Genomic DNA, 528 nt, shown 5'->3' with positions numbered 1-528 from the left:
GATGTTCAGCAGTAAACCAATAAATCCAATCACCATCGCTGGCTTGGTTAATGACATACCATCAGTGAAGCTGCGCAGAGTTTGGAAGAGAAGAAAAGCTGGCACAGCGAAAATCACAGCATGAATGTAGCCGACGGTTTTATCTGCCATCACAGCTTCTACGTCCATCAATTGTAGAATGAACTGTGTTTGCAGTAACACTCCAATGATCGGGATACTGATTAACAACGCAAGGACAACACCTTGCTGAATTTCAAATGGGATCTTTTCGCGACGCGCAGATCCGTTAAGCTGCGCCACAACAGGAACCAAAGCCATAAGCAGGCCAATACCAAACAAAATAGATGGCAGCCAAATGCTTGAAGCGACAGATACCGCAGCCATGTCAGTTGCGCTAACGCCACCTGCCATTACGGTATCGACAAAACCCATGCCCGTTTGAGCGACAGACGCGATCAATACAGGGGTAGCCAATTTAATTAGACTCGATGCTTCTTCTTTATAGCGATGCACGAAAAATACTCCAGA

The 528-nt window shown here is 46.0% G+C and carries 1 protein-coding gene; it reads right to left on the bottom strand.

Translation table 11 applies throughout. The annotated features are described in order from the left end of the window. On the bottom strand, positions 1-513 hold a 513-nt coding region (locus tag R7E78_RS30180; protein WP_318059150.1), incomplete at its 3' end, for an MATE family efflux transporter. Positions 514-528: the final 15 nt, after the last annotated feature.

The organism is Vibrio sp. YT-19(2023) (assembly GCF_033337395.1).
Note: the sequence above shows the minus strand (reverse complement) of the source record. Positions and strands in the feature narration are given on the sequence as shown.